The following is a 404-nucleotide window of genomic DNA, read 5'->3' as shown; positions in this document are numbered from 1 at the left end:
TAAGTGCCATCGGCCAAGGTGGTGCCGGTTAAGTCGATGCTCCAGTTACCGCTGGCATCAATCACCAAGCCGTTGGCAGTGGTGTAGACCACGCCATTGATGGTGACGGCCAAGGTACTGTCATCGCCCAAATCGACAGTACCGTTGAAAATCAGGGTGTTGTCGTTGGTGATGAAGTCGCTGCCCGAGGCGCCGGTGTCATCGGTAATGCTGGTGATCGCCACGGTGTTGCCGTCGCCATCTTGGTCAATCTTGGTATCAATCACCACGTCTTGGGTGACGGTTTTGCTGTTGCCCGCCAAGTCAGTGACGGTGGCGCTGACAGGGTAAGTGCCATCGGCCAAGGTGGTGCCGGTTAAGTCGATGCTCCAGTTACCGCTGGCATCAATCACCAAGCCGTTGGC

The 404-nt window shown here is 56.7% G+C and carries 1 protein-coding gene; it reads right to left on the bottom strand.

Translation table 11 applies throughout. The features are described from left to right. A partial coding sequence (locus tag BM607_RS21610; protein WP_249269624.1) for an Ig-like domain-containing protein occupies positions 1-404 on the bottom strand: 404 nt, incomplete at both ends.

The organism is Shewanella sp. SACH (assembly GCF_001887095.2).
Lineage (GTDB): Bacteria > Pseudomonadota > Gammaproteobacteria > Enterobacterales > Shewanellaceae > Shewanella > Shewanella baltica.
This window is presented reverse-complemented; position numbering and strand designations above follow the sequence as displayed.